We start from the raw sequence: 22,892 nt of genomic DNA, 5'->3' as shown, positions 1-22,892 counted from the left end.
ATGTCCTTATTATGTAATAATTATGGCTGCTACTCCTGCACCTGAGCCAACCATTGCTGCACCTGCGGCTACTCCAGCTGCAAAATGAACAGTGTTAATTCCATTAAATTCATCTGTTTCAACTTCCTCAAACATTAGGTTATTATCTCTCTTTAAGTTTTCCACAATTATTTCCCCTCTTCTATTTATCTTATTAATTAGCGATTAATCTTTTTTTGCTGATTTATAACACTTGCTAGTGCTGAACCTGCAAAAATTACATCTAAAAGCAATGCAACAACAATCATATATAGTTCGATATTTGACATTGTTTCCTGTCTACAGAAAGCCAAATAAAATATTATTAATAAACTGATGATTGAAACTAGAACATTATTTATAATCAACTTCATTTTTCTCTTACATAATCCCTCAAGTAAGTGCTACAATTCCACCAGCGACTAGCAAAGAACCTCCTGCACCCGCAGCAACTCCAAGCCCAAATGATCCCATACCATGCAATTCTTCTGGATTAATTTCCTCAAATTGTACAGCAGTCATCTTTGTTTCATTTTGTTCTTTCATTTTCTTTTTTCCTTTCATTCTATTTTACATTTATTTCGTCAACTAAGTCGCAATAATTAAAGCACCTATACCGACACCAGCACCAAAAGCAAGAACATGACTAGCACCATGTAATTCTTCAGACTTAATTTCCTCAAACTCTAAGCACTGAAAAGCTTTTTCTTCCATTTTCATATTATCATCACCTCCTTTCAAAATCAGATTAATCATTTAACAAGTTTACAGAATAACTGGTTGCAGCAACCCTTGCCAAATTAATTTTCCAAAGTTAGTGTGTAGTTCTTCTACAGCAACTTCTTCAAAGATCTGTGACTCAGATTTATAGTTTTCTTTTTGCATAGCCTCACCTCCTTTCAATAAAGCCAGATTTAAAAAGAATTTTGAGTTTCAATTTTTTTAGAAATCAATTTGAGAGCTCTTTCTAAAACATTTAAATTAATATTAATCTGTGGCATAATAGATAACCCTTCCTCTTCTTCATTGACGTAAAGATAGGTTAGTATACCAAGCTTTTCTAAAGACTTCATTATTGCAAAAGATTGATTACTTCCTGTCCTAACCGCAGTCATAAGTCCTTGATTACGATAAGATAGGTTTCGTGAGTCTAAGATACCGGAAATTCCATCAGAGATATCTTTTACCTTTTCTTCTATAACCTCTCTAGACTTAATATAGTATTCCAGAGTAATATTGGCTGATTCTAGCCCCAAAAGATTCCCATTTTGAGTTGAGAAATGCTCCATAATTTTTGGATTTTGCTGTAAATTCAGGTCGACTCTTTCATTAACGCAGACACAACCAAAAGGAGTAATACCGTTATTAATGGCTTTACTGAGGCATAAAATATCAGGTTTTTCAGATAACTGCTGGAAATAGAATGGTGTTCCTGTTTTAAAAAAACCAGTAGCTACTTCATCAAAGACTGTCAAGACTTGATTTTCTCTTAGTAACTTTAAAAGGGAATTGAAAAACTCTGTACTTGCAAAGTAGACACCCGCTGAAGCTAAAATAGGCTCAATCATCATAACATCATAAGAGGAAGCTACTTTTGCAATATAATCTAAGATATCCTTTTCTTGTTTTACAGATTTAGGGTAGTCTATAAAGGTCACTTCTCCATATTTTGGATAAAAAGAACGATTGATACCTTGGTCAATACCACTAACTGATATACCTCCAAAAAATGTACCATGATAAGAATCCTTGAAAGTTAAAATTCGGTTATGTTGGCCTTTTTTATTGATGTAATCAGCAATTTTCAAGGAAAGTTCCGTATTTTCTGATCCAGAATTGGTATAAAGGACTCGCTTAAAACCCTGTCCTGTTAATGCTAATATTTTCTGGGCCACTTCATCATAAATATCATGCTGAAAAGAATGAATATCAACATAGGGAATCTTTTCGCTTAACACTTGCTCAAATCTCCTAGAAACCCGTTGGTATAAAGAATCACTATAACCAAGGGAGGTATTCCATAACCCACTTCTTAAATCAAGATACTTCCTGTTTTGATTATCATACAAATAAGTGCTATCCGCCCTGACTGGTTTAAAGTCATACATGGTTTCATTGCTATATGCACCATTTAAAAGAGCATAATTTTTCATTTTCCTCTCACTCCTAAATAAAGTAACCAAACAAACTATAGATAAAATTGATAAAAGAAAAAATTATCATAAGAAAATTTACTATACCTAATATAAAAACATCTAATCTAAATTTTTTATTCCGTAAAAACATATCCTTGAAGTAAGTCATATAATCTTCTACTCTAAGTAAATTACTAAGATACCAATAACCATCTAATTTTAAGAAGGGAACTAGGTTGGTGACCATCAGCCCCATATTAACAATGATTAATCCAAATAAGAAGCTAGATGGATATAACAAAGCAACTAAGGTTAAGAAAAACCAAATGGCAACCTGAAATTTCACACCAGCCAAGACCAATTCATTCTTTTTTCTGCCTTTCAAGGTTTTATAAAAGGGCACTTTGATAAAGAAGACAGGCATGGAAAAATATCTCAAAGAAAATCCAAAAGTAACTTTAGAAGGTTTCAAATACTTGTAATAAACCGAGAAATGAGCATACTCATGTAAGGGGAGAATTATCACAGTCGTCACAAAATAAATAGCTGCCATATCCCAGGCTGAAAAGCGTCCTAGTGAAAAATGACTTAAATCAACAGAAGTTATTCTTGCTACATGAGGTAGTAAAATTAGACTAACTACTAGCATTAAAGATGTTAAGTACCACCTATTTAAAAATAAAGGAATTTTATAAAAGGCATTAATTTTAGAACTATCTAAAATTAGTCTAATCAAATGAAAATTGGTCAATTTTCCCCTTTTGTAAGGAGAAGTATAAAAATCATGTAGAGGGTTATCAGGCTCTTCAACATTTGTCAAATAATTTTCCAAATGATGGTTAGATGTAATCATACGATCATTTCGCACATTATATAGCCACCTTCTACTATCATCAATTTGGTACTGAATATTTTTGTATTCTTTAATGGTTTGATACATATCTATCTCCTAAACAATAGTATAACCATAGTCCAAAACAAGATTTTGTCCACGCATAGCTCTGCTATTTTCGCTTAGAAGGAAAAGCATTGCTTGATTAACATCTTCGATAGTTACAAACCTCTTGTAGGGAATTCGTGCTAATAAGCGTTTTCCAAAACTCGAAGACAGGAGTTCTCTATTCCTATCACCGATAATGTATGAGGGCGATATTGTATTTATTCTGATATCCTTATCCTTTATTTTGGCATAATCAACTGATAAATTTTTGGCTAATTGAATTAAGGCACTTTTAGCAGGGCCGTAATCTATTCTTTGCTCATGAGCGACAATTCCATTTTGAGAAGCCATAAGCACAATCGAGACCTCATCAGACAGATAATTATAAATTGCCTTCATGGAAAAAAGAGCTGCTCTCACATTAACATCAAATGTGCTATCCCAATCTTCAAGTGTAACTCCAAAAGTATCATTCATATAATTGACACCAGAAGTAAACACAACACTGGAAAAAGTTAGGTTTAATTCTTTTAAAAAGGTTTCCATCTTTCCGAAAGCATCGTTTTGGCGGAAATCAACAGAAAGGTAGGTTGCTAAGCTACTTGAACTCCTAGGAAAATCTATCCCAACAATCTGATCAAAATTTTGGGAATAGCTTTTTAAGAAACCCTGACAAATTTGACTTTCTGACCCAATTAAAAGTAAATTATTACTCATCAAAGACTCCTTCCACCATGGCATAACTGTCTAAATCCTCTACAAGTTTCAGGTTAAGCCCTAATTTTTTAAACATCTTTTCTAATACTTCGTATGAATAAGAATATTTTACAGAAATACCTAACTTTTTAGGACTTACCAAATTATAGATAATCCGTTCCTTTTCTTGATCAAAAAAATTAACATTGTAAAATTTTTCGCCATTTAATTGGCTAGAATTTATAAGGCCGGAAGTAGATTCAAAGAAACTCTCTTTTAAGAAATCGAATACAATTCTCTTAATATGCGGCTGGGTCATTTTAACTTTCTTCAAAAAATCATAGAAATCTCCGTGACTAAAAAGTGAAACTGTAGTCGCTGGAATAATAATCACTTCAATATTTTTTTGTGGAAGATTTTCAATTTCTTGTATGGTAAGAGAGTAAATCCTATCGCGCCCCTTTGTTCTAATATACTCTGACATCTCTTTGGCAGGTTCTAAGCCAAAAATGTTGTAGCCTTCTTCAAATAACGGGTTAAAAATTCTACCAGTTCCGCTACCAATCTCTAAAACAGGCATTGACTTATCAAAAAATTTTTTATAACTATCAATATCATCCTCTAGCAATTCATCCTGATTAATAATTGACCGGTAATAATTTGCAAAGATATTATCCTCATAAAGATTTTCAATAATCTCTAATTCTGCCGCTCTTTTTTGAAGTTTATTAAAAATTAATGATTTATCCATAAACTTGCAACATCTCCTTTACCTGACTCATTGTTTCATCATTAATATTGCTATCATTATTCTTGATAATATATTCTAGATATTGAGTAACCAGAGCATTAACTTTGAATAAACGTCCAGTTTTAACATTAAAAACAAAGTGTGACTCATCATTTCTAAAAGCAATCCATTCCATCTGACTAAGTGGCAAATCAACTGCTGCCATCTGGTAGTTATTATATGGGGTAATAAACTCCATTTCCCCGTAAACATAGGTGATATCCAATAAGGCTGCTAGTAAATATTTTACATCCTTTTTTATGGGTACTTTGTCGATTTCCGGTAATTGTAAACTGGCTTGATTATGTAGTTGCTGGTAACTATCTCCCGAATTTCCAAGCCTAATTTTCGCTTGAGAATCTAAATAAAACTGTCCTTCCATGAAATATAAAGAATTTAATTTTGTAATTCCTGTTAACACACCATAATCTGAAATGTAATCAGCTAAACTGACCCGCCCAGAATTTATAAACTGCTTAAAGAGATTTTCCAAAGATTCTTGATTCAAAATTTTAAAACTCAGATTCTCAAAATTTGATACAGATCTAATAATTACAGGCCATTTTTCTTCAACCACTTTATTACTTGTATAAACAGCACTATTAATTGCAAAATGACTTAATAAATTACGATTTTCTAAAACAAACCTCTCTAGATCATCTGCAAAAACATGCTTCAATAAACCTCTGGGTAGATTGGGATAAATAGCAGTCTTAAAGGCTTTAAATCCATTTTGAAAGACTTGCCCTGTCTCAAGAGCAACTAGTTTATGATACAAATCATGATTTTCTAACTCCGCTTTAATTTCCCGTATTTTAGACTCCTCAAGCAGACTATCAAGCTTATCCATGTCAATGACATCGATTTTTACATCTAGCTGGTCTTGCAAATAGTTTGCAAGCCGCTCTAAACGGTTACTTTCTTCAAGTCTGATAAAAATATATTTATCAAACCCTAAGAATTCTAGGTAGTCACTAAAGTCTTCAAAACTTTGATTGTCAAAATCAAAATAATCCAAACTATATTTTTTATCCATTTGGGTTGATAATTTTAGTGAATATAATAACTCATCTTTTTCAAATACAAAATTTAATCCAATCATATTTCCCTCCGCTTTTATCCTCCTCATAATAGGGAAGAGTCACAATAAAATTTGTTTAATTTTATTGTGAATTTCCCCTATTAAATAGGGCTTGTCATTGACTACTAATTCAAAATCAATCTTTTTAATGTTGTAATCACTATTAATATAGAAAGGCTAATTTATTTATGAGCCAACAGCTTAGCTGCCCATACAGCAAAAGCTACACCTGGTCCAACCACCATACTTTTCACCTCCTTTCAATATTTCACTTTCTCAATTTTTCTTTTGTTGTCGAGCTACTACAATAATTAATGCTAAAAGCATCAAGAGCCACACAAGTAAACTTGACGTTTGTAAAGTAGCACGATGCCAAGAAAAATCTTCCCATTTAGTAAAAAATTTGGTAAATAATCCCATAAAACTGTAATCTGTTACCTTAGCGGCAGTTTTATCCATACTAGAGAACATCGGTAAGAAAGCTGAAATTAGCATGGTCGGAACCGTGACAACTTGGGCCATAACTTGTGATTTCACAACTAATCCTAGTAATAAGTAAAGAAGTACAATTGCTAAAGCTGTAAGGCCGCCAATAGCCCAATAATTCACTAAATTATCAATAGGTACATCCAAAATAACCGGAGTAAGCGTCAGGTAGACTATTGTTAAGACTAGGGGGACAACTAATGTCGATAGAAGATACTCATTAGTCCTAACTCCACTGAGTAACAATGTCTTTAGAGTTTTCTTTTCCTTTTCATCTGCTAAAATAGTTAGAATTGGGCTGCCTACAGCTAAGACAATGGCAAAAGGAATACAAAGCATTAGATAAGCAAGGCCTATTTGATCCTTTGAACCGGACTGACTGTCTATTATAAACCGGTAAAGGTAAATCAGGGCTACAGGCATAAGTACCTGTAAGAGAACACTCTTATTAGATAGAATAATCTGACAGCGCAACCAAAGAAGGGCCGTAAATTGTCTAAACATTGAGTTTTCCTCCTGTTAATTGAATAAAAATATCTTCTAATGTTGGCTCACAAGAATGGATGGTCACTATTTTTTCGCCATCATTAACCATGACTTGACCTAGTTCAGTAAAATCTAAAGTTCTTTCTGAGCCGTCTTCATAACTCAATTTAACTCGCTTGTCCTGGTTGTATTTCCGGATTAGGTCTTTTGGACTCCCTTGTTCAACTAATCTCCCCTCATTAAGCAAGGCTAAATTATCACAAAGTAAGGTCGCTTCATTCATGTCATGAGTGGTTAAAAAGATTGTTGTCCCAGATTCTTTCAGCTCTAAAATCAGCTCATGGATGGCCTGAGAGGTTGCCGGATCAAGACCTGAAGTTGGTTCATCAAGAAATAGAACTCTAGGTTGGTTAATTAAGGCACGAGCTAGAAGCATTCGCTGTTTCATACCTGTTGAGAGTTTTTCAGCAACTGTCTTGCGGCTGTCATAGAGACCAACCCGCTTTAGGAGATCGTCAATAGCAACATTATCTATTCCATAATATTTAGCATAAAAAAGCAGGTTATTATAAAGGGTCATTTTTTCATAAAAGCCAGTAGTATCACCAACTAAACCAATTTTCCCTAATTCTTGACTTGTTAATTTATGGGAATTTTGTCCTAAAATTGAGGACTGACCGCTGTCTTCCCTTAACTGTCCTGTCAAAATATTGATTGTAGTCGTCTTTCCTGAACCCGAAGGTCCAAGAAATCCAAAAATTTGACCCTTTTCAATCGAAAAACAAATGTCATCAAGGGCAACAGTCTTACTAAACGTTTTTCTAATATCCTGAGCAACAATAACTGAAGTATTCATACATGTTCCTTTCTTAACGGTATGGCGTTATTATAAAGAAAAGGGAGCAAAAAGAAAACGACATCCATGTCGGCTACATGGATGCCCCATTGAAATTTATTATTACAATTCAAACTCCCTGATGTGTCTTTATTTTTTGTTTGTTTATTTTTTAACAAACCTAGAATGCAGATTATTTCTTATTTCGAATGACTTAAAAACGAGGCCACATCTATTTTGACCTCGTTAGTAAATCTGTTTATTAGGAATAGTAATTATGCTATTTCCTCTCTAAATTTCAACCTGAGCAGCTACTGTTTTAGCTGGTTGTTTCCCGACGTTTTCTAGGGTTACAGACTTGACTTCTGCTGCATTGGTAAAGACAACAATGATTGATTTTTCCTTTTTAGCTGCTTCAAGGGCTGCCAAGTCAACTACGGCAAGGAGATCACCAGCTTCCACGCGCTGACCATCGGTTACCTTGGGCGAGAATGGAAGACCATTCAGATTAACCGTATCAATCCCAATGTGGACCAATACTTCTAAACCATCATCGGTTAAGAGACCGTAAGCGTGTTTGGTAGGAAAAACACTGGTTACAACACCGGTTACCGGTGAATAGACATTACCATCTGTAGGTTCAATCGCAAAACCATCTCCCATCATCTTACCGGAGAAGACCGGATCCTTGACTTGATCGATTGGAATAATCTCACCGTCAGCCACTGAAATAACTGTCTCAGTGATACCCTTGAAGCTACTTTCCGGTGCTGCTACTTCTTCTTTTTTAGAGAAATCAACCACAGGAATACGAGCACCGGAGTCGAGGAGATCTTGAATATCAGATTTGAGCCCATCAGCCTTAGGTCCATAAACAGCTTGGACTCCCTGCCCTTTGACAACCAGTCCGAGAGCACCCGCCTTCTTCCAGTCATTTTCACCGCCGACATGCTCAGGATTTTTAACCGTTACACGCAGGCGGGTCATACAAGCATCAACATCTTCAATATTATCTTGTCCACCCAACAGGTTAATGATTTGGACAATTTGAGAATCAACTGATGTTTCAGCATCTCCATTATTAGCATGGATAGCTTCGTCAACTTCTTCGCTGTCGTAGTTACCATTACGGCCAGCAGTCGCTAGATTCATCTTTTGAATCATAAAGTTAGCAATGAAATAGGTTAATAGACCAAAGAGCACACTCACCCAGATAAAGTTGACCACATCAATACCCAACCCAGCCTTAATAGCCATTGGTGTACGCGTCAAAAGTTCAATATTCCCAAATGAATGAAGACGAAGGTGAACGAGATCAGCCATGGCAAAAGCTAAACCTTGGATAATAGCATAGACAGCGTAAAGCGGCAGCGCAGCGAACATGAACATGTATTCCAAGGGTTCAGTAACTCCTGTTAGGAAGGTGGCAGCGGCGGCAGAGATAAACATTGATTTGTATTTTTTCTTCTTATCAGGATCAACATTGCGGTACATAGCAACAGTCATACCCATCAGAATGCCTGAGGCACCAATCATCTGACCAACCTTGAAACGAGCTGGAACAACATCTTGCAATAATTGATGGTATTTGCTAGGATCACTTCCCTTAAGGTGAATAAGGTCTGTTACCCAAGCTAACCAGAGGGGATCTTGTCCCAGAACATCCTTACCAGTAACGACTGAGTGATAAGTACCGCCGAGCTGAGTGTAGTTCATGGGGATAGTCAACATGTGGTGGAGGCCAAATGGCAGAAGTAAGCGCTCCAGAGTACCGTAGAGGAAAGGCGCCAAGAATGGTGCCGTATCCTGGGAGTTAGCCAACCATTGACCAAAACCATTGATGGCAGATTGAACCAAGGGCCAGAAAATCGCCATAACTAACCCAACAATAGCTGAACGTATGATAACAATAAAGGGAACGAAACGTTTGCCATTAAAGAAGGTCAGGACATCTGGCAGTCTGCGGAAATTATAATATTTATTATAGGCCGTAGCCCCGACGAAACCAGCAATGATCCCAACGAAAACACCCATGTTAAGAGCCGGCTGATTAAGCACATTGATAAAATAGTCGGCAACACGCATTTGTCCGCCAAAGATATTATGTACAACAGCCTTATCATCTGCCAACATGTCTGTTGTAACACCGTAGAAATTACCGGTGATCAGATTGATTAGGATAAAAGAGATACCAGCAGCAAAGGCACCACCTGCTTTTTCCTTAGCCCAGCTGCCACCAATGGCCAAAGCAAAGAGTAGATGCAGGTTGTTTAAAAAACCCCAGCCAATCTGAGAAATTAGGTTCGTGACTTGCAACCAAACTTCATTGTTGGGAGCAATCAAAGCTAATGAATTACCAATACTGATCATAAGCCCCGCAGCTGGCATGACAGCAATAACAACCATGAGACATTTTCCGAATTTTTGCCAAAATTCGAAACTTGCTAAGCTTTTAACGTTTTTCATTTAAATAACTCCTTATTAGAAAGATACGAAAAGTGATAAAATCCGATTGAAAAATAGGAATTTAGCCAGAAATTATGGTGTTTGTGACTAGCAATAGTACTAGTAGCTACAGCTGTAGCACAAATTTCTAGCATCAGCGCCCCTTTTTTCTGAAGGATTAGCCTGGGTTTCACTATAATTATTCCATTAAAATTTAAGTTCAACCAACCCCTGAATACTCTGACATTAAGTTTTGCATCAAAAGTGGGCAAGGGGCTGTCTAGATAGCAACTAGATATCAATGGTGACCTCAACTCCAAAATGGTCTGACACCACATTGCCATTGCGGTTATTAAAAATGACCTGACTAGATAAAACTGGACGCCTCTGAGTAATGAAGATGTAATCCAGACGTTTTTCCTGCGCTTGTTCAGCCCAACCATCAATAGATTTAGATACTGTGATACCATCGTCTTTTTCCTTGGCTAAGTGATAGGTATCCAAGAGCCCATTATCTAAGATCTTTTGATAGGCTAAGGGTGAACTGATAGCGTCCGTATTGAAGTCTCCCATAAAAATCTTGAGTCCGGCAAAATCAGAATAGCTCACTAAGCGGCGGAGATTATCTTCTTGATTTTCAGACTGGCTTGTTGGTAGATTCATATGACAACTGTAAACTTCAACAGGCTGACCCTCTATTTCTAGATTAAGTTTGATAATTTTTCTAGCATTAATAGTATGGATATCTTGACTTTGGGAAGTATAAAAATCCTCGACTGCCAGCACCTTATACTTAGTCAAAAATGCCAGCCCTTCATCGTAGATATCATAGCCAATATGTGAGGTTGACCAATGATAAGCGTAGTTTGTGACTCCTCTCTCTCTAAGCAGTTCCAGCAAAATTAATCCATAATTATCTTTTCTCAACTCTCCCTCTACCCTAGGAGTCGAGATGCTCTGATTAACTTCCTGAAGCGCAATAATATCATAGTCTCTCTCCGCTATGGTATCCGCTAAATGTTTCAGTTTCATCTCCTGATTTTCTTCTAACCAAGCATGAACATTTAAGGTTAGCAGTCTCATACGAGCTCCTTTCTCCTAAGCTATGGTTTTATTATAATGTAAACGTTTTCTAAAGTCAATATGTATTACGTAATTCTTTTTAAAAATATCGTTTTTTACTGTAATTAAGTTTGATATATACAACTGATAATCGTAAGAGATAGAAAAAAGCAACAGAAGTAAACCGTCGTAATGAACCTGTTTGCCTTCTGCTGCTTTTCATTTAGCGATGAATCTTCCTTCGAACAGCTGTTTTAATCATTGGATTAAAATTCACTATGCCAAATCTCCTCATTGTACTGAGCAATGGTTCGGTCAGATGAGAAGAAGCCTGCTTTAGCGATATTGTGGATAACTTTACGATTCCAAGCTGCTTGGTCTTGGTAGTCTGCCAACATTTTTTCTTTAGTAGCAATGTAGGCATTTAAATCAATCAAGGTCATAAACCAATCTTTGCTGGTCAGTTCATGATACAGCCGTTCTAAACGCTCACTACTGCCATGTGCCCTCATCTCATCGCTAACAATAAAATCAACGGATTCTTTGATCATGGCATCACTATCGTAGTAGTCCTCAGGCCGGTAGCCTGCTGTTTCATAGAGGTTGATAACAGTCTCTGAATCCTTACCAAAACTGTAAATGTTATCTTTTCCTACTAATTCTGCAATTTCAACATTGGCTCCGTCCATGGTTCCTAAAGTAAGAGCACCATTGAGCATGAATTTCATATTCCCTGTACCGGAAGCCTCTTTAGATGCCAAAGAAATTTGTTCTGAAATATCAGTTGCTGGAATCAGGTGTTCGGCCACGGTAACATTGTAATTTTCCACCAGATGTACATTAAGGTAAGGGCTGACCTCAGGGTCATTGTTAATCAACTCTGACAGACTGAGGATAAGATGAATGACATCCTGAGCGATGGTGTAGGCCGGTGCTGCCTTACCACCGAAGATGATGGTGATTTTCTTCTCAGGCAAATGACCTCGCTTGATTTCCAAGTATTTGTGGATAACATAGAGGGCATTCATCTGTTGCCGCTTATACTCGTGGAAGCGTTTAATTTGGGTGTCAATGATAGAATTTTCATCCAAATCAATCCCCTTATTTTCCCTGAGATAACGCTTGAGAGCCAGCTTGTTGTTGAATTTGATCTCAGCCAAACGATTTTGAACCCTTTCATCATCGACAAAGGTCAAGAGTTTCTCCAATTTCGTAGCATCAGTCAGATAGCTATCGCCAATCAGTTCCTTGAGATAGGCTGCTAAATCTTGATTGGCAAATTCCAACCAGCGGCGAAAAGTAATACCGTTGGTTTTGTTGTTAAATTTCTCTGGGTAAAGCTGATAGAAATTCTTGAGTTCACTAGTCTTCAGAATTTCTGTATGAAGGGCAGCGACCCCATTGACACTGGTCGAGTAATGAATATCCATGTTGGCCATGTGGACGCGCTGGTCCTTATCAATAATGTGCACGGTTGGATTGCTGTATTTGCTGCGAACCAAGGCGTCTAATTTTTCAATAACGATGACCAGATGCGGAACAACCTCATTGAGGTAGTCCAAAGGCCATTTTTCCAAGGCTTCAGCCAAAATAGTGTGGTTGGTATAGCCGACCATCTGAGACACGATCGTAACGGCTTTCTCAAAATCAAGGCCATGTTGCTCAGTCAAAAGTCGAATGAGCTCTGGAATGACCATAGACGGATGGGTATCGTTGATTTGGACATAGGCATAATCCGCCAAATCATGGAGGTTAGAACCACGTTCCAAGGCCTCATCAATCAAAAGCTGGGCCGCATTTGAGACCATGAAGTACTGTTGATAAATCCGCAGAAGTTCACCACTCTTATCTGAATCATCAGGATAGAGAAAGAGGGTTAGGTTCTTTTGGATTTGTGTTTTATCAAAGCTAATCCCATCGTGGATCAAGCCGTAGTCTAGTCCATCGATATCAAACAGATTGAGGTAGTTTTTGCTGCCCTTGTGGTAGCCCAGTACATCAATGCGATTTAGACGGGACTTAAGGGTGAAATCCTTGAAAGGTACGTCGTAGCTGATATCAGTTGGCACCAACCAAGAATCATCTTCAATCCAATAGTTAGGCTGTGCTTCTTGCTGATTATCGTGGAAGACCTGTTTGAAAAGACCGCAGTGATAGTTAAGGCCAACACCTTCACCATTAATACCAAGACTAGCCATAGAGTCGATGAAGCAGGATGCCAGACGACCCAGTCCGCCATTACCTAAAGAAGGTTCCAGCTCTTCATCTTCAATCTGAGCGATAGATTTCCCAGCTGCCGCTAAGGCTTCTTTGGTTTCCTGATAGATTCCTAGATTAATAAGGTTGTTGGATAAGAGCTTTCCGATTAGAAACTCAGCTGAAATATAGTAGATCTTACGTTTCCCTGTATTTTTAGGAAGCTGACTAGCCCTCTCCTTGACATAGTTCATCAATCCTAAATAAATATCTTTGTGGCTTAAATTCTCTAGCTTACTCCCGGTGTGCTCTTCTAAATATTCTGTTATTCTCATCATTTTAGCCTCTGTGATAACGTTCGGTTATCGTTTTTAGAAATTCTTTCTTATCTCTCGTTAACTGGTCGGCTGTCATCCGCCATTTCCAGTTATTCCCGACTGTATTTGGGGTGTTCATCCGACTGGAAGCCGGTAAATCTAAAATATCCTGCATGGTCGCTATAGCTATATCGCTAACCGTCGCATAGAGTGTACGAAGCAGAGCCTGAGTCACTGGTTCTCCCAGTACTCGGTGAGTATAGGCATCTGTATATATCCTAGACTCACTAGTTAGTCCTTCATACCAGCCTCGAACGACCTCATTATCGTGGGTGCCTACATAAGCTACCGTATGACTGGTATAGAAATGTGGTAAATCGAGATTGGATTCATCCGGCCCTTGCAGGCCAAATTCCAAGATTTTCATGCCTGGAAAGGCAGTTTCTGCTAAGAGTTTCTCCGCCTTTTCATCAATATAACCTAAATTCTCCGCAATAATTGGCACCTGACCCAGTTCCTTCTTAATAGCACGAAAGAGATCATAGCCTGGGCCCGGTTGCCATGTCCCATATTTTGCAGTCGACTGGCTGGCCTCAACCTGCCAAAAATCAGAAAAACCTTTAAAATGGTCAATCCGAATCACGTCATAGAGTTTTAGGCTCTCCTTGACACGATTGATCCACCAAGCATAGCCACTTGTCTTGTGAGCTGACCACTCATAAATGGGATTGCCCCAGTACTGTCCCTCATCACTGAACTCATCTGCGGGGACACCTGCAACGTAAAGCGGCTTACGCTCTTTATCTACCTTGAATAGTTCCGGCATGGTCCATACTTCAACACTATCAGCAGATACATAAATTGGCATATCGCCGATAATTTTAATACCGGACTTGTTAGCGTAACCCTTAAGAGTCTGCCACTGCTGGAAGAAAAAGTATTGGGTAACCCTATGGTAATCAATACTATCAGCCAAATTACGACGGAGCTCAGTTAAAGTGCCCTCATCACGCAATATGGCCTTTTTATCCTCCCACCCCTGCAAAGCTTTTTGTCCAAAATATTCTTTAATAGCCATGAACTCGGCGTAATCCTGCAGCCAGTACTGATTGTCCGCTTCAAAATCTGCTAATTTTTGGCTGTTAGAGCGATTTGCTAAGAAGGCCCGGACAGCTTTTTCTAACAGGGGGCGGCGTACTTTAAACAGTAAGCCATAATCCACTTCCTCTGGATTATTCCCAAAGCTGACCTTAGCTAAATCAACAGTACTTAGCCAGCCATCTGCTACCAACAAATCCAAATCGATCAAGTTGGTGTTCCCTGCAATTGCTGAAAAAGACTGGTAGGGAGAATCCCCGTAGCTAGTAGTTGTCAACGGTAAAATTTGCCAATAGCTCTGTTTTGTCTCTACCAAAAAATCCACAAAATCATAGGCAGCCTGCCCAAAAGTTCCAATCCCGCGCTCTCCTGGCAGAGAGGTAATGTGCATTAAAACACCACTTGTTCGTTTTTTCATAAAGTTTTCCTTCCCTAAGCCTCCCAAAGGTTAGTACATCTTTCATTATAGTGTAAGCGATTTCTTCTGTCAATAGTTTTACGTAATTCTTTTTTTATTTCTTTATATGATACGTATTTAATTGCTTGTTAAGGTCTATTTATGGTAAAATATGACTATAATATTAAAGGACATTAAATTTATGAGCATGAGTAAGTACAAGCAAGTTTATGAAGACATTAAAAAGCAGATTGAAGAGGGCCAGCTCCAACCCAACCAAGAGCTCCCCACTGAAAACGAACTGATGGAAATCTATGGCTACTCCAAAGATACGATCCGAAAGGCTCTGTCCTTGCTAGAATTGGATGGTTATATTCAAAAAATGCGAGGGCGCAATTCGATTGTTATGGAACACGGCCGCACCAAAAACAATTATCTCTCTGAAATCAAGACTTCAGATGAACTTAACCGCGATGGTCAGCTTGATATTAAGACTCAGTTGGATAATCTTTATATCATTCAGGGCGAAAAAGAGATTATGGATATCTTTAAAGTTGACGACAGCGTTGATTTCTATCGGGTTGGTCGCAGCAGAATTATTGCTGGTGAGCGCATCGAGTTTGAGCTTTCCTATTTCGATCGCCGCGTTGTCCCTTACCTCAATAAGACTATTGCCGAAAGTTCAATCTATCAATATTTAGAAAATCAGCTTGGTTTGCGGATTACACATTCCCGTCGTGAAATTTCTTTTCGTTATGCTACAGAAGAGGAACAGGCTAACATGGATTTGGGAGATTTCAAGATGGTGGCGGTTGTCACCAGTCTAACCTATCTCTCTAACGGCCAACTCTTCCAATACGGCACCATTAGCTATCGCCCCGATAAATTTACCTTTGTTACTATGGCTAAACGGTGATTTTATAAACAAAAGAAGGCCGAGTAAAAACCTGATCGTTCTATCGTTGAATAAATTCCTAACACGCTATAGACTTTATCAAAAAAGATAAAATTCTCCTAGTGATAAACATCTGCGTCAACTTCTATTTAACTTTATTCGCTAGGTAGGTCTTTTTTCTGTATTCTATTTAATCGAACATATGACTCTGTAAACTTAGATAAAATGGGTGACGAAGCGAGATGTTTCGTCACCCATTTTCTAAAATTCTTTAAAGACTCTTCATTGGCTTCCCTTATTTTACTTTGCCTGTTTAAATATTCGCCCAAACACTATCTAAAATGTTGGTTTGGTCGCGGTCCGGTCCGACTGAGAATGTTGATATGCGAACGCCGACCAGTTCACCGATACGGCGGACGTAATTGCGGGCATTTTCTGGTAATTCATCAAGACTGCGGCAGTCGGTAATATCTTCTGACCAGCCCGGCAATTCTTCATAAATTGGCTGGCAGCGTTTGAGCTGCTCCAAGCTAGCTGGATAGTGATTAATACGCTGACCGTCAAGGTCATAGGCCACACAGATTTTTACCGTCTCAAGACCCGACAAAACATCAATGGAATTGAGGGATAGGTTGGTAATACCTGATACACGGCGGCTGTGGCGCATAACAACAGAATCAAACCAACCAACACGGCGCGGACGGCCTGTTGTTGTTCCATATTCATGACCAACCTCTCGGATACGATCCCCTGTTGCATCACTCAATTCTGTCGGAAAAGGGCCATCTCCTACGCGGCTGGTGTATGCTTTGCAGACCCCAACAACCTTGTTAATCTTGCTTGGTCCGACACCAGAACCGATAGTTACTCCACCAGCAACAGGATTTGATGAGGTGACAAATGGGTAAGTCCCTTGATCTATATCAAGCATAACTCCTTGGGCTCCTTCGAAAAGGACACGCTTCCCGCTGTCAAGGGCATCATTAAGGATGACCGAAGTATCCGTCACATAGTTTTTGATGATTTGGCCGTAGTCGTAGTATTCCTGGAAAATGTCCTCAAATTGAAGAGGGTCACATTCATACATTTTTTCAAAGAGACGATTCTTTTCAGCCAGATTAGCTTTTAGGCGGTCAGCAAAAATATCCTTATCTAAAAGGTCGGCGATGCGAATGCCAACGCGCGCAGCCTTATCCATATAGGCAGGACCGATACCCTTGTTGGTCGTTCCGATTTTATTATCTCCCTTGGATGCTTCCTGTAGCTGATCTAATTTAAGGTGATAAGGCAGGATGATATGAGCCCGATCTGAAATACGCAGATTGTCGGTATTGACACCTTCTGTATGAAGATAGTCTAGCTCTTTTACTAGAGATTTAGGATTGATAACGACACCATTACCAATGACCGCCAACTTCTCCGGAAAGAAGATGCCTGATGGAATCAAGTGCAGCTTAAACTTTTTACCATCGATAACGATGGTGTGCCCGGCATTGTCTCCACCTTGATAACGAGCAATCACTTCAGCGTCTTGACTTAAAAAATCTGTGATTTTTCCCTTGCCCTCGTCTCCCCACTGGGTGCCTACCACAACTACTGATGTCATATTAATACTTTAGAAAACCTGATATCGGCTTTCTTTACCTTTCTAGAATAAGATGATAGGACTTTCACCTATCAGTTTTCTACAATAATTTATTATAAGAAATTTCTGATTATTTTTCAAGATTTTGATAATTATAGAAGCTAAATATAAACAAAAATACTTTAAATAAAAAAATAATAGCTAAATTCCGAACGTTATAGGGTGTTTTCAAGATTAAGCGATAAAGTTCGGATACTGGCCTTCATCAGGGAGCAAGGTAGCAGAAATTTGAGTTTCCGCAGGATTCAGTGTATAGTGGAAGCGTCATTAAAGTTTAATATAGTTATAAATCAAAAATAGCCAAAAGGGAGGGCCCCCTTATGACCATCAATCAACTCTTGCAACAAGCTCCCAGCAGTTTGCCTATTCTCGAAGGCACTTTTGGTATTGAACGCGAAAGCCTGAGGATCAATCGTCATCAACACAAGCTATCTCAACGGGAACATCCGCGTGTACTTGGATCACGTAGTTTTCATCCTTACATCCAAACCGACTATAGTGAGCCCCAGATTGAACTGATTACACCGATCAGTCAGTCTACTCAGGAAGCACGCCGATTTTTACAAGCTGTCACGGATGTCGCTGGACGTTCTATTGCTAAAGAGGACTATCTCTGGCCTTTATCTATGCCGCCACAAGTTAGCGAAGATGAAATTGTTATCGCTCAACTAGAGGATGATTTTGAGCGCCGCTACCGCCAGCATCTAGCTGACACTTACGGCAAACGACTGCAATCCATGTCAGGTATCCATTATAATTTTGGGCTAGGCAAGCACTTGTTAATGAAGCTTTTTGAGCAGAGTGACTACGATAATCTGGTGACTTTTAAGAATGATCTATACCTAAAGCTAGCTCAAAACTTTATCAAATACCGCTGGCTGTTGACTTATTTGTACGGAGCCAGTCCTCTGGCCGAAAAAGGTTTTTTTGAGTCAGAAGTGGCCCAGCCAATGCGCTCGATTCGCAACAGTCAGTACGGTTATGTTAATAAAGATGATGTGCAGATCTCTTACAGGAGTCTTAAGCAGTATGTTCATGATATTGAGGCTTGTGTTGCTGATGGGCGCTTAATCGCCGAAAAAGAATTCTATTCACCTGTCCGTTTACGGGGAGCACAACACAGTCGAGATTTTTTAGAAGAGGGAATTACCTATTTGGAATTCCGCTGCTTTGATTTAGATCCTTTTGACCAGCTGGGAATTAAGCAGGAAACGCTTGATACTGTTCATCTCTTTGCCTTATCTCTACTCTGGTTGGATGGCCCCACAGCTGTTGATCAAGAACTGGCTGCTGCCGAAAAGCTTAATGAGCGCATTGCCAGGTCAAATCCATTGGAAGCCCTGCCTAGTGAAACCCCTGTTAAAGATTTACTGCAAGCCATGCGGGCAGTACTGAAACACTTTAGCCTACCTCATTACTACAGCCAATTGGTAGACAGGCTGGAAGCTCAACTGACCGACCCTAGTTTGACTATTGGCGGTCGGCTAACCAAGGAAATCAAGGAATCCTCTTTAGAAGACTTTGGATGCGAACAGGGACAGGCATACAGCAATCTCGCTTGGCAGGCCCCTTATGCGCTCAAGGGCTTTGAAAGCATGGAACTGTCGACCCAGTTAATCATGTTTGATGTTATTCAAAAAGGCATAAGGCTAGAAATTTTAGATGAAAATGATCAATTTCTCAAATTATCTCTGGGGGATCATACCGAGTATGTTAAAAACGGCAATATGACTTCTAAGGATAACTATATCGTCCCTCTCGCTATGGAAAACAAAACAGTTACTAAAAAAATTCTGCGACAGGCTGGCTTTCCAGTTCCAGATGGAGCCGAGTTCCATTGCTTAGAGGAGGCTCTTGATGATTTTGCCCGTTTCAGTCATACGAAGGGGATCGTCATCAAACCTAAGAGTACAAATTTTGGGCTAGGTATCTCTATTTTTAAAGATGGCTTCAGCCGAGATGATTATACCAAGGCTGTCGAGCTGGCCTTTGCTGAAGACGACAGCATTTTAGTTGAGGATTATATTGTTGGAACTGAGTATCGCTTCTTTGTGCTGGAGGGAGAGACTCTAGCCGTACTGTTGCGTCAGCCAGCCAATGTCATTGGCGATGGTAACTCTACCATCAAAGAGTTGGTTGACAAGAAAAACAGTAATCCTCTGCGCGGTACTGGCCACCGCTCCCCTTTAGAAAAAATTGAACTAGGAGAGATTGAACGGCTCATGTTGGAACAGCAAGGTTACACACCTGACAGTATTCCAGATAAGGATAGTCGGATTAATCTACGGGAGAATTCCAATATCTCCACTGGCGGAGATTCGATTGACATGACCGAGCAGATGCACCCCAGCTACCTAGACTTAGCTGCCCAAATGGCCAAAGCTATGGGAGCCTGGGTCTGCGGTGTTGATCTCATTATCCCTGATTACAGACAGCCATTTTCACCGCAAGACCCTAATGCGATCTGTATCGAACTTAATTTCAATCCTTTGATGTATATGCATACATACTGTGCTCAAGGACCTGGCCAGATTGTTTCGACTCGGGTTGTTGAAAAACTCTTTCCAGAGTTATAAAACCGTGACGCTAAAATTGTAAACAAAAAATTCCTAACAGATTGATGAACTGTTAGGAATTTTTATGCTTGTAGAAGGGCTGAAAGCCAGGCATCCTATTTATAACTTCGCTTTAACCAATAAACTCTTTAATATCTTCCGGTGCAAGTGATGAGTCACAAACAACCTTTACAGAACCATTTTGAGAGACTAAGAGTCCAGGCACTGTAGCTATGCCATAACGATTGCGAAGTGCCTGAATATCATCGATTTGCGACATATCCTCGCTGTGCAAGTAGGCAACATCAGCCCCTGCCTCTTGTACCACTTGACTCAGTTTAGGTGCAAAACGCTGGCAGAATGGGCAGGTTGGACGACCGACAAAGAGGATGAACTTCTCCTTAGCATCAATGCGATTCCGTGCCTCTGCTGCAGTAATCTGTTCAAAATGACTAACGGCTTCTTCAAAACTTGACATCTTATTACCTCACTTTATTTCTTTGCCTTATCATAAACCAAGACAGCCAATAATGCAATTTTTTGCTACGCTGATGTGAAAAGAGACAGGCACTCTTGCCTGTCTCCAGATAATATACGATTATTATGCTTCTTGCTCTTCTTTCAGAAGTTTATTATCGTACATTTTGATGAATGGATACCATACGATGAAAGCAGCGATCGCACAGACAATTGCGGTTAGGAAAGCTCCAAAAGCTCCAGATCCTGGCGCTCCAATGAAGGCATTAAGTCCAACAGGCGTTGGCCAAGGAGATTGCGAAATAGAGAAGCCCGCAAATCCAAGTTTAACCGACCAGTAGCCAATTGAAGCACTGACAATTGGCGCAATGATAAACGGAAGGGCTAAGAGTGGATTATAGACAATTGGGATCCCAAAAATTAATGGTTCATTGATATTGAAAATAGCAGGTCCCAGAGCTGCACGACCAAGCAATTTAAGCTGCGGTGCTTTAGCTAGAAAGGCGATATAGAAGCAAAGAAGCAAAGTTGCACCAGAACCACCGATAGTAACATACGAATTTGTAAATTCACCGGCAAAAGCAATATGAGCACCATTGGCATTTTCAGCCATATTAGTCAAAAGAATTGGATTTACGAGTCCCATAACGATATTAGCGCCATGAATACCAACAATCCACAGGGCATGTACAAGTAGATAGATAACTACTATACCTAGCCAACTATTTGTAATATTACGAACAAAAGCAAACGGAATAGCAATGACTTGATAAATATCTGTTCCAAGAGCTATAAAAGCACCATTAATAACGAGTATAACAACTGCAACAACCCCTGCTGGGATCAATGCTGAGAATGAGCGTGACACACCTTCTGGAACAGCATCAGGCATTTTAACAACCCAATTGCGATTAATACAAAGCCTATATAATTGTACAGCCAATATAGACATTAAGATGGCTGTAAACATACCAGAAGTTGATAGACGATCTAAGCTATTGCCACCAATTGTCCATCCATTGATCGTAGCGCCTTTAACATTCAGATAGTCAAATGCACCTTTAGAAACAATCAACTGAGGAATCGTTAAGAAGAAAGCAAAGACAGACAGAAGTGCTCCATAGACAGGGTCAACATTTTCTTCGTTTTCTTCGGCGTAAATTTTAGTGTATTCGTAACCAATAACAATGGCAAAATAGAGCGATAGAATCCCCATTGTACAATTATAGCCTTGTAAATACAAAGGGGCAATTTTATCAAAGGATCCCGCCCATATATCTTCTAAAAAAGTCAGCATGGGGAAAGCTTGTGGGATAACACTGATCACAAGAAACATAGACCCTACGATTGTAAAGGGAATAGACGCCATACCAGCAGCGACAATAGCACGAACTGGACGCCATGTAGAGACTATACTCATTGGCCCCATTAAGTACTTTTCTAAAAATTCAAACACTTTATTCATCTTAAACCTCCTCAAAGTGTGAAATAATATATTACTTAAGACTTGCTAGATATTGTTGGATACGGTGGTACTGACGGTCTTTTTTCTGATTAATTTGGTTCAGTTTTCTCAACATCCATGCTGATATTAGCATTCCTAAAGCCAGAATAATAATGATAAATAACTTAGCAGCTGTGCTATTTGAAAGAAATGGGTAAAAGTATCTGTATTGATTAAGCAGCGTTAACAGAATTAATGCACCATTCACAGCAATGATAAGATAAAAGTAATTTTGCGTTATACGAGCAGGCTTTTGCTCACGTGTATACATCTGATACTGTTCCCACATACAGGCAGCCCCCATACCACCTAACAGTATAGGTAAAAACGACATGATTAACTTACCCGATAGTAACAACAGTAACAACCAGTAAAGATTTACGAAAAAGAAAAATACAACTGTGTAACGTATCAAGAAATAGCGTGTATAGTACATATTCTTGAGGCCGTTTTCTTTCCTTAAGCCGTCTATTTTCACTTTTTCTTTATCAGTTAAGGCGGCCATACATGCTCCCTCCCTATTCTAACTTCTTATACAACTCAAGCATTTCAAGTGCTACTTCACGCAGGGTCATGGTGGTCATCAGGTGATCTTGAGCATGCACCATGATGATCTCTACTTTAATTTCTGTTCCTCCTGCATACTCTTGCAAAAGATCTGTCTGTGACTGATGTGCTTTCAGAAATTCTTCATTGGCTTGGTCTAATTTTTTTTGAGCTAGATCATAATCGCCTTGCCGCATAGCGTCGAAAGCTTCATGAACGATGGCCCGGGCGTTCCCTGAATTAAGGATGATTTCAAAGGCAGCAACCTGTAGCTCTTCTGTATTCATA

The 22,892-nt window shown here is 39.0% G+C and carries 21 protein-coding genes; 2 read left to right on the top strand and 19 right to left on the bottom strand.

All coding sequences use genetic code 11. The features are described from left to right. Positions 1–9: 9 nt before the first annotated feature. The 14 genes from AC4HAL_RS02470 to malQ all read right to left on the bottom strand — a co-directional run bounded on the left by AC4HAL_RS02470 (position 10) and on the right by malQ (position 15,003). Complete coding sequence (locus AC4HAL_RS02470) at positions 10–165, bottom strand: hypothetical protein (RefSeq protein WP_491092821.1); 156 nt, start codon at positions 163–165, stop codon at positions 10–12. A gap of 246 nt (positions 166–411) precedes the next feature. Continuing rightward, on the bottom strand, positions 412–564 hold the full coding sequence (locus AC4HAL_RS02465; protein ID WP_491092820.1) for a hypothetical protein: 153 nt from the start codon (positions 562–564) through the stop codon (positions 412–414). Positions 565–606: 42 nt separating this feature from the next. Next, entirely contained in the window at positions 607–738 is a 132-nt protein-coding gene (locus AC4HAL_RS02460; RefSeq protein ID WP_491092819.1) for a hypothetical protein, read from the bottom strand. A 194-nt stretch (positions 739–932) separates the two neighbouring features. Continuing rightward, complete coding sequence (locus tag AC4HAL_RS02455; protein WP_491092818.1) at positions 933–2,171, bottom strand: aminotransferase class III-fold pyridoxal phosphate-dependent enzyme; 1,239 nt, start codon at positions 2,169–2,171, stop codon at positions 933–935. A gap of 13 nt (positions 2,172–2,184) precedes the next feature. After that, complete coding sequence (locus AC4HAL_RS02450; RefSeq protein ID WP_491092817.1) at positions 2,185–3,093, bottom strand: hypothetical protein; 909 nt, start codon at positions 3,091–3,093, stop codon at positions 2,185–2,187. Between the two features lie 9 nt (positions 3,094–3,102). Further along, positions 3,103–3,813, bottom strand: coding sequence for an SDR family NAD(P)-dependent oxidoreductase (locus AC4HAL_RS02445; protein ID WP_491092816.1), 711 nt, complete (start codon positions 3,811–3,813; stop codon positions 3,103–3,105). Further along, on the bottom strand, positions 3,803–4,540 hold the full coding sequence (locus tag AC4HAL_RS02440) for a methyltransferase domain-containing protein (protein WP_491078537.1): 738 nt from the start codon (positions 4,538–4,540) through the stop codon (positions 3,803–3,805). Before AC4HAL_RS02440 ends, AC4HAL_RS02445 begins: the two co-directional genes overlap by 11 nt. Next, entirely contained in the window at positions 4,533–5,681 is a 1,149-nt protein-coding gene (locus AC4HAL_RS02435; protein WP_491092815.1) for a hypothetical protein, read from the bottom strand. The genes AC4HAL_RS02440 and AC4HAL_RS02435 overlap by 8 nt, the downstream gene beginning before the upstream one ends. 255 nt (positions 5,682–5,936) lie before the next feature. Then, the gene (locus tag AC4HAL_RS02430) at positions 5,937–6,650 is read right to left on the bottom strand and encodes an ABC transporter permease (protein WP_491092814.1); all 714 of its coding nucleotides are present in this window, start codon (positions 6,648–6,650) and stop codon (positions 5,937–5,939) included. After that, positions 6,643–7,488 (bottom strand): ABC transporter ATP-binding protein, encoded by an 846-nt coding sequence (locus AC4HAL_RS02425; RefSeq protein ID WP_491092813.1) that lies wholly within the window; start codon positions 7,486–7,488, stop codon positions 6,643–6,645. The genes AC4HAL_RS02430 and AC4HAL_RS02425 overlap by 8 nt, the downstream gene beginning before the upstream one ends. 270 nt (positions 7,489–7,758) lie before the next feature. Then, the gene (locus AC4HAL_RS02420) at positions 7,759–9,933 is read right to left on the bottom strand and encodes a PTS transporter subunit IIBC (RefSeq protein WP_491092812.1); all 2,175 of its coding nucleotides are present in this window, start codon (positions 9,931–9,933) and stop codon (positions 7,759–7,761) included. A gap of 270 nt (positions 9,934–10,203) precedes the next feature. Then, a complete protein-coding gene (locus tag AC4HAL_RS02415; protein ID WP_491092811.1) occupies positions 10,204–10,995 on the bottom strand; it encodes an endonuclease/exonuclease/phosphatase family protein in 792 nt (263 codons plus the stop codon). 245 nt (positions 10,996–11,240) lie between these two features. After that, entirely contained in the window at positions 11,241–13,505 is a 2,265-nt protein-coding gene (gene glgP, locus AC4HAL_RS02410) for a glycogen/starch/alpha-glucan family phosphorylase (protein WP_491092838.1), read from the bottom strand. Between the two features lie 4 nt (positions 13,506–13,509). Next, on the bottom strand, positions 13,510–15,003 hold the full coding sequence (gene malQ, locus AC4HAL_RS02405; protein ID WP_491092810.1) for a 4-alpha-glucanotransferase: 1,494 nt from the start codon (positions 15,001–15,003) through the stop codon (positions 13,510–13,512). Positions 15,004–15,190: 187 nt separating this feature from the next. Between malQ and AC4HAL_RS02400 the strand changes: the two genes are divergently transcribed. Further along, positions 15,191–15,898, top strand: a complete 708-nt coding sequence (locus tag AC4HAL_RS02400) for a UTRA domain-containing protein (RefSeq protein WP_491092837.1) — start codon at positions 15,191–15,193, stop codon at positions 15,896–15,898. A gap of 292 nt (positions 15,899–16,190) precedes the next feature. Here the strand turns inward: AC4HAL_RS02400 and AC4HAL_RS02395 are convergent, their stop codons facing one another. Beyond that, on the bottom strand, positions 16,191–17,483 hold the full coding sequence (locus AC4HAL_RS02395) for an adenylosuccinate synthase (RefSeq protein WP_491092809.1): 1,293 nt from the start codon (positions 17,481–17,483) through the stop codon (positions 16,191–16,193). A 359-nt stretch (positions 17,484–17,842) separates the two neighbouring features. Between AC4HAL_RS02395 and gshAB the strand changes: the two genes are divergently transcribed. Continuing rightward, positions 17,843–20,098, top strand: a complete 2,256-nt coding sequence (gene gshAB, locus AC4HAL_RS02390) for a bifunctional glutamate--cysteine ligase GshA/glutathione synthetase GshB (RefSeq protein WP_491092808.1) — start codon at positions 17,843–17,845, stop codon at positions 20,096–20,098. 112 nt (positions 20,099–20,210) lie between these two features. On the opposite strand, the gene AC4HAL_RS02385 is transcribed toward gshAB, so the two are convergent. The 4 genes from AC4HAL_RS02385 to AC4HAL_RS02370 all read right to left on the bottom strand — a co-directional run bounded on the left by AC4HAL_RS02385 (position 20,211) and on the right by AC4HAL_RS02370 (position 22,891). Beyond that, a complete protein-coding gene (locus AC4HAL_RS02385) occupies positions 20,211–20,555 on the bottom strand; it encodes a DUF6568 family protein (protein WP_491092807.1) in 345 nt (114 codons plus the stop codon). A gap of 123 nt (positions 20,556–20,678) precedes the next feature. Continuing rightward, positions 20,679–22,019, bottom strand: a complete 1,341-nt coding sequence (gene celB / locus AC4HAL_RS02380) for a PTS cellobiose transporter subunit IIC (protein ID WP_491092806.1) — start codon at positions 22,017–22,019, stop codon at positions 20,679–20,681. A 31-nt stretch (positions 22,020–22,050) separates the two neighbouring features. Beyond that, complete coding sequence (locus tag AC4HAL_RS02375; RefSeq protein WP_491092805.1) at positions 22,051–22,563, bottom strand: hypothetical protein; 513 nt, start codon at positions 22,561–22,563, stop codon at positions 22,051–22,053. Between the two features lie 13 nt (positions 22,564–22,576). Then, positions 22,577–22,891, bottom strand: coding sequence for a PTS cellobiose transporter subunit IIA (locus tag AC4HAL_RS02370; RefSeq protein WP_447452952.1), 315 nt, complete (start codon positions 22,889–22,891; stop codon positions 22,577–22,579). Position 22,892 lies beyond the last annotated feature (1 nt).

Source organism: Streptococcus sp. ELY_125, assembly GCF_058314535.1.
Note: the sequence above shows the minus strand (reverse complement) of the source record. Positions and strands in the feature narration are given on the sequence as shown.